Consider the following 6,956-nt stretch of genomic DNA (forward strand, 5'->3'; position numbering starts at 1 on the left):
ATGTTAAACCGCCTTGACGTCGAGGATTTCCACTTCGAAGTTCAAGGTCTTGCCCGCCAGCGGATGGTTGAAGTCCACGGTCACCTGGGCGTCATCGAACGCCTTCACCACACCCGGCAGCTCGGTATTGGCCGCGTCGTTGAAGATCACCAGCAGGCCCTCGGACAGCTCCATGTCCTGGAACTGGGAGCGTGGCATGGTCTGCACGTTTTGCGGGTTGGGCTGACCAAAGGCGTTTTCCGGTGGCACGACCACGGTGCGCTTGTCGCCGGCTTTGAAACCGAGGATCGCCGCTTCGAAGCCTGGCAGCAGGTTGCCATCACCGACCTTGAACACCGCCGGGGCCTTGTCGAAGGTGCTGTCGACGGTGTCGCCGTTTTCCAGGTGCAGGGCGAAGTGAAGCTTCACTTCGGTGTTTTGAGCGATACGCTGCTCAGTCATGGACGGCTTCTCCGGTTTTCTTGCTCTTGAACATGTCCAGGGCGAGCATCACGGCGCCCACGCTGATGGCACTGTCGGCAAAGTTGAACGCCGGGAAATACCAGCGGTTCTGCCAATGCACCAGGATGAAATCGATAACGTGGCCCAGGGCGATGCGGTCATAGAGATTGCCCAACGCACCACCCAGCACCAAGGCCAGCGCCACGGCCAGCCAGGTCTCATTGCGCCCCAGGCGCTTGAGCCAGACCACCAGCACGGCACTGACCACCACGGCAATCAGGGCGAACAGCCAGCGCTGCCAGCCGGAACTGTCGGCCAGGAAACTGAACGCCGCCCCGGTGTTGTAGGCCAGGGTCCAGCTGAAATAATCAGGGATGATCACGATCTGCTGGTACAGGGTCAACGAGCTTTCAAAGTAGAACTTGCTGGCCTGGTCGATGACCAGTACCAGCACGCTCAACCAGAGCCAGCCCAGCCGTCCGAAACGGCTCGCTGCGTCAGGCGCCACATTAGGCATAGTGGCGAACCTCGCCAGCACCGCTGATGTTGTCGACGCAACGACCGCAGATTTCCGGATGCTCCGGGTTCACGCCGACGTCTTCGCGACAGTGCCAGCAGCGGGCGCACTTGGTGTGGTTCGACTTGACGATCTTCAGCTTCAGGCCGCTGACTTCGGTGGTCACCGCATCAGCCGGGGCCTGCACGAAAGGTGCAACGCTGGCGGTGGAGGTGATCAGCACGAAGCGCAGTTCGTTGCCCAACCTGGCCAGGTCGGCGCCCAGGGCCTCTTCGGCGTAGAGGGTGACTTCGGCCTGCAGGTTGCCGCCGACGGCCTTGGCCGCCCGCTGGATCTCCATTTCCTTGTTGACCGCGGCCTTGACCGCCATGACGCGGTCCCAATACGCACGGTCCAGCTCGAAGCCTTGCGGCAGTTCGGTCAGGCCTTCGTACCAGGTGTTGAGCATCACCGACTCGTTGCGCTCGCCCGGCAGGTATTGCCACAGCTCATCGGCGGTGAACGCCAGGATCGGCGCGATCCAGCGCACCAGGGCCTCGCTGATGTGGAACAGCGCGGTCTGGCACGAACGACGGGCCTTGCTGTTGGCGCCGGTGGTGTACTGGCGGTCCTTGATGATGTCGAGGTAGAAACCACCGAGTTCCTGCACGCAGAAGTTGTGGATCTTGGAGTAGACGTTCCAGAAGCGGTATTCGCCGTAGTGCTCCTGCAATTCGCGTTGCAGCAACAGGGTACGGTCCACGGCCCAACGGTCCAGCGCGAGCATTTCTTCGGCCGGCAGCAGGTCGGTGGCCGGGTTGAAGCCGGTCAGGTTGGAAAGCAGGAAGCGCGCGGTGTTACGGATCCGCCGGTAGGCGTCCGCGCTGCGCTGCAGGATCTGCTCGGAAACGGCCATCTCGCCGGAATAGTCGGTGGAGGCCACCCACAGGCGCATGATGTCGGCGCCCAGGGTGTCGTTGACCTTTTGCGGCGCGATCACGTTGCCCAGGGACTTGGACATCTTGCGGCCGGACTCGTCGACGGTGAAGCCGTGGGTCAGCAGCTCGCGATACGGCGCGTGGTTGTCGATGGCGCAACCGGTCAGCAGCGACGAGTGGAACCAGCCACGGTGCTGGTCGGAGCCTTCCAGGTACAGGTCGGCGCGCGGGCCGCTCTCGTGGCCCATCGGGTGCGAACCGCGCAGCACGTGCCAATGGGTGGTGCCGGAGTCGAACCAGACGTCCAGGGTGTCGCTGATCTTGTCGTACAGCGGTGCTTCGTCGCCCAACAGCTCGGCGGCATCGAGCTTGAACCAGGCTTCGATGCCTTCGGCTTCGACACGCTTGGCCACGACTTCCATCAGTTCGACGGTGCGCGGGTGCAACTCGCCGCTTTCCTTGTTCAGGAAGAACGGGATCGGCACGCCCCAGTTGCGCTGGCGGGAGATGCACCAGTCCGGACGATTGGCGATCATCGAGTGCAGGCGCGCCTGGCCCCAGGCCGGTACGAACTGGGTCTCTTCGATGGCCTTGAGCGAACGCTGGCGCAGGGTGTCGCCGCTGGTGGGCTGCTTGTCCATGCCGATGAACCACTGCGCGGTGGCGCGGTAGATCAACGGGGTCTTGTGGCGCCAGCAGTGCATGTAGCTGTGTTCGATGACGGTGGTGTGCAGCAGCGCGCCGACTTCGGTCAACTTGTCGACGATGGCCGGGTTGGCTTTCCAGATGAACTGGCCGCCGAAGAACTCCAGCGACGGCGCGTACACGCCATTGCTCTGCACCGGGTTGAGGATGTCGTCGTTGACCATGCCGTACTTCTTGCAGGTCACGAAGTCGTCGACGCCATAGGCTGGCGCGGAGTGAACCACGCCGGTGCCTGCGCCCAGTTCCACGTAGTCGGCCAGGTACACCGGCGACAGGCGGTCATAGAACGGATGACGGAAATTGATCAGTTCCAGCGCCGAACCCGGGGCGGTGGCGACCACCGAACCTTCGAGGTTGTAGCGGGCCAGGCAGGCTTCGACCAGCTCTTCGGCCAGCACCAGCAACTTGTCGCCGACGTCGACCAGGGCGTAGGTGAATTCCGGGTGGACGTTCAGCGCCTGGTTGGCCGGGATGGTCCACGGGGTGGTGGTCCAGATCACGATCGACGCCGGCTTGGCCAGCTTGCCCAGGCCGAACGCGGCGGCGAGCTTGTCTTCATCGGCGATCGGGAACGCGACGTCGATGGTCGAGGACTTCTTGTTCTCGTACTCGACTTCCGCCTCGGCCAGGGCCGAACCGCAATCGAAGCACCAGTTCACTGGCTTGAGGCCCTTGAACACGAAACCACCCTCGACGATTTTCGCCAGGGCACGGATTTCGCCGGCTTCGTTCTTGAAGTCCATGGTCTTGTACGGGTTGGCAAAGTCGCCCAGCACGCCGAGGCGAATGAATTCGGACTTCTGCCCTTCGATCTGCTCGGTGGCGTAGGCACGGCACAGCTCGCGGGTCTTGTCCGCGCCCAGGTTCTTGCCGTGGGTCACTTCGACCTTGTGCTCGATCGGCAGGCCATGGCAGTCCCAGCCCGGGACATACGGCGCATCAAAACCCGACAGGGTCTTGGAGCGGATGATCATGTCCTTGAGAATCTTGTTCAACGCGTGACCGATGTGGATGGTGCCGTTGGCGTACGGAGGGCCGTCGTGCAGGACGAACTTCGGACGATCCTTGCCAATTTCGCGCAACTTTCCGTACAGGCCAATGCTGTCCCAACGCTGCAGAATCTGTGGTTCGCGCTGAGGCAGGCCGGCCTTCATTGGGAAGGCGGTGTCCGGAAGGTTTAGCGTGGCTTTATAGTCGGTCATTTAAGGCTCTTCATTAGCGATTGGCGCTGGTTGCGACAAGGGCACGGGCGGCGGCGATATCTGCATGGATCGCCGTCTTGAGCGCCTCCAGAGAGGCAAAACGCTGCTCTTCACGCAGCTTATGGTGGAAAACCACCGTCAAACGCCGGTCATACAGATCGCCGGCAAAATCCAGAACATGTACTTCAAGGTGGGCCTTGCCATCGCCCTGGACCGTGGGGCGCACGCCGATGTTGGCGACGCCGGGCCAGGTCTTGCCGTCGATCTCGACACTCACCAGGAACACCCCGGTCAGCGGCACGCGACGACGCTTGAGCTGCACGTTGGCCGTCGGCGTGCCCAATTGGCGCGCCAGCTTCTGCCCGTGCAGGATCCGCCCGGCAATCCGGTACGGCCGGCCGAGCAAGCGCTCGGCCAATTCGAAGTCGGCCGCCGCCAGGGCATTGCGGACCTGGGTGCTGCTGACGCGCAAGCCATCCATCTCGACGGTCTGCGCCGCTTCGACGGTGAAACCCTGGACGATACCGGCCTGTTGCAGGTAATCGAAATCCCCAGACCGATCACAGCCGAAACGGAAATCATCGCCGACTTCCAGATGCTTCACATCGAGACCGTCCACCAGGATGGTATCGACGAATTCGGCGGCACTGAGCTTGCTCAGGCGCTGGTTGAAGGCCAGGCACAGGACCCGGTCGACACCTTCGGCGGCCAGCAGTTGCAGTTTGTCCCGCAACCGGGCCAGACGGGCCGGGGCGGTGTCCGGGGCGAAAAACTCCCGTGGCTGCGGCTCGAAAATCACCACGCAGCTGGGCACGCCCAACTCCAGCGCACGCTCGCGCAGTCGCGCCAGGATAGCCTGGTGGCCACGGTGAACACCGTCAAAGTTGCCAATAGTGGCGACACAGCCCCGATGCTGGGGGCGCAGGTTGTGGAGGCCTCGAACCAGCTGCATAACGCGCTTCTTGCTCATAAAGTGGCCGATTATAACCACACCCGGCGGCCGACGACAGGCAACACCGCACCCCAAAGTGATCGAACCGACAAAACCACTGCCCGGCCCGGGATTATCGAGGGCCCGCCCTCAGCTCAAGGCCTTGCGATTGAAGTCGCGCAGACGGAACCCCATCAGCAGCAACATGCCGAAATACGCCACCACACCGGCAACCACCAGCACACCCAGGCGCAGGAAACGCGCGAGCATCTGCCCCTCGCCCCAGGCCGACATGAAATGCATCGCCCCCAGCAGGACCGCCGACATCACAGCCACGGCCACCAGCAGCTTGAGGCCGAACTTGCCCCAGCCCGGCTGTGGCTGATACATCTTTTGCTTGCGCAGTTGATAAAACAGCAGCCCGGCGTTGAGGCAAGCGCCGGCACTGATCGCCAGGGCCAGGCCGGCATGAGCCAACGGACCGATCAGCAACAGGTTGAACAACTGGGTCATCACCAGGGTGAAAATGGCGATCTTCACCGGTGTGCGGATGTTCTGCTGGGCGTAGAACCCTGGTGCCAGCACCTTGATCACGATGATCCCGAGCAAGCCCACCGAGTAAGCGATCAGCGCACGCTGGGTCATCAAGGCGTCGAACGCATTGAACTGGCCGTACTGGAACAACGAGACGGTCAACGGCTCGGCCAGGATCCCCAGTGCCAGGGAACACGGCAGCACCAGCACAAAGCACAGGCGCAGGCCCCAATCGAGAATTCGCGAGTATTCGTGGCGGTCCTGGCTGGCGTAGGTCTTGGCCAGGGTGGGCAGCAGGATCGTGCCCAGGGCCACGCCCAGCACGCCGGACGGCAACTCCATCAGGCGGTCGGCGTAGTACATCCACGACACCGAGCCGGCCACCAGGAACGAGGCAAAGATGGTGTTGATGATCAGGGAAATCTGGCTCACCGACACCCCGAGGATCGCCGGCAGCATCTGCTTCATCACCCGCCACACGCCGCTGTCGCGCAGGTTCAGCCGCGGCAGCACCAGCATGCCGATCTTTTTCAGGTGCGGCAGTTGATAGAGCAGTTGCGCCAGGCCACCCACCAGCACCGCCCAGCCCAGGGCCATCACCGGTGGGTCGAAGTACGGCGTCAGGAACACGGCGAAGACGATCATGCTGACGTTGAGCAGGGTCGGCACAAAGGCCGGCACGGAAAAACGGTTCCAGGTGTTGAGGATCGCCCCGGCCAGGGACGACAGGGAAATCAGCAATATATAAGGAAAGGTCACCCGCAGCAGGTCTGTGGTGAGCTGGAATTTTTCCGGGGTGTCGGTGAAGCCTGGCGCCGTGGCCCAGATCACCCAGGGCGCGGCGAGCATGCCGGCAGCTGTGACCAGTGCCAGCACCAAGGTCAGCAGACCGGTGACGTAGGCAATGAATGTGCGGGTTGCCTCATCGCCTTTCTGGCTTTTATATTCCGCCAGGATCGGCACGAAGGCCTGGGAGAACGCCCCCTCGGCGAAGATCCGCCGCAACAGGTTGGGCAGTTTGAAGGCGATGAAGAAGGCGTCCGTCGCCATCCCGGCGCCGAATATCCGTGCGATCAGCGTATCGCGAACGAACCCCAGGATGCGGGAGAGCATCGTGATAGAGCTGACGGCGGCCAACGATTTGAGCAGATTCATGAAAAGAGTTTTTGCCTGTCGATAAACAGCAGGCGAACAACGCGCCCACTTGTGCGATACTCCGCGCCGCTAAACAGTGCAGAGCCAAAGCCCGCGAGTTTACAGGTCGCACGCCGGAAAGAAATCCTTCGGTGCGCAGCACCTGCCATTCAGCGGAACGCGTCACCCGCCCTTGACAAGACTTCAACTCATCGGCATGATTCGCGGCCTATTTTGTTTGCTATTTCCCAAAAAGTCTTTCGAGGAGCTCGACGGTGGCCAACACACCTTCCGCCAAAAAACGTGCAAAACAGGCTGAGAAGCGTCGCAGCCACAACGCCAGCCTGCGTTCCATGGTCCGTACCTACATCAAGAACGTAGTCAAGGCCATCGACGCAAAAGACGCTGAAAAAGCTCAAGCTGCTTACGTTCTGGCTGTGCCAGTTATCGACCGCATGGCCGATAAAGGCATCATCCACAAGAACAAGGCTGCTCGCCATAAGAGCCGTTTGAATGGCCACGTAAAGGCCCTGAACGTTGCCGCTGCTGCCTAAGCGACACGCTCATTAAAAAAC

6 protein-coding genes are annotated in these 6,956 nt (G+C 61.9%); 1 reads left to right on the forward strand and 5 read right to left on the reverse strand.

Annotated features, from left to right (window positions below):
• Positions 1-3: 3 nt before the first annotated feature.
• The 5 genes from fkpB to murJ all read right to left on the reverse strand — a co-directional run bounded on the left by fkpB (position 4) and on the right by murJ (position 6,402).
• Entirely contained in the window at positions 4-441 is a 438-nt protein-coding gene (fkpB, locus tag J4E53_RS05090) for an FKBP-type peptidyl-prolyl cis-trans isomerase (RefSeq protein ID WP_060740558.1), read from the reverse strand.
• The gene (gene lspA / locus J4E53_RS05095) at positions 434-958 is read right to left on the reverse strand and encodes a signal peptidase II (protein ID WP_103310648.1); all 525 of its coding nucleotides are present in this window, start codon (positions 956-958) and stop codon (positions 434-436) included. Before lspA ends, fkpB begins: the two co-directional genes overlap by 8 nt.
• On the reverse strand, positions 951-3,782 hold the full coding sequence (ileS, locus tag J4E53_RS05100) for an isoleucine--tRNA ligase (RefSeq protein WP_103310650.1): 2,832 nt from the start codon (positions 3,780-3,782) through the stop codon (positions 951-953). Before ileS ends, lspA begins: the two co-directional genes overlap by 8 nt.
• Positions 3,783-3,795: 13 nt before the next feature.
• On the reverse strand, positions 3,796-4,734 hold the full coding sequence (gene ribF / locus J4E53_RS05105; protein WP_060740555.1) for a bifunctional riboflavin kinase/FAD synthetase: 939 nt from the start codon (positions 4,732-4,734) through the stop codon (positions 3,796-3,798).
• Positions 4,735-4,863: 129 nt separating this feature from the next.
• Entirely contained in the window at positions 4,864-6,402 is a 1,539-nt protein-coding gene (gene murJ, locus J4E53_RS05110) for a murein biosynthesis integral membrane protein MurJ (RefSeq protein WP_103310652.1), read from the reverse strand.
• Positions 6,403-6,656: 254 nt separating this feature from the next.
• Between murJ and rpsT the strand changes: the two genes are divergently transcribed.
• Positions 6,657-6,935 (forward strand): 30S ribosomal protein S20, encoded by a 279-nt coding sequence (rpsT, locus tag J4E53_RS05115; protein WP_003185593.1) that lies wholly within the window; start codon positions 6,657-6,659, stop codon positions 6,933-6,935.
• Positions 6,936-6,956: the final 21 nt, after the last annotated feature.

This window comes from Pseudomonas sp. FW305-28 (genome assembly GCF_017351395.1).
In the GTDB taxonomy this organism is placed as follows: Bacteria; Pseudomonadota; Gammaproteobacteria; order Pseudomonadales; family Pseudomonadaceae; genus Aquipseudomonas; species Aquipseudomonas fluorescens_AA.

What these genes read in the sequence shown, in the direction of transcription:
- fkpB (WP_060740558.1), bottom strand. Translation starts at nt 441, where the DNA reads ATGACTGAGCAGCGTATCGCTCAAAACACCGAAGTGAAGCTTCACTTC.
- lspA (WP_103310648.1), bottom strand. Translation starts at nt 958, where the DNA reads ATGCCTAATGTGGCGCCTGACGCAGCGAGCCGTTTCGGACGGCTGGGC.
- ileS (WP_103310650.1), bottom strand. Translation starts at nt 3,782, where the DNA reads ATGACCGACTATAAAGCCACGCTAAACCTTCCGGACACCGCCTTCCCA.
- ribF (WP_060740555.1), bottom strand. Translation starts at nt 4,734, where the DNA reads ATGCAGCTGGTTCGAGGCCTCCACAACCTGCGCCCCCAGCATCGGGGC.
- murJ (WP_103310652.1), bottom strand. Translation starts at nt 6,402, where the DNA reads ATGAATCTGCTCAAATCGTTGGCCGCCGTCAGCTCTATCACGATGCTC.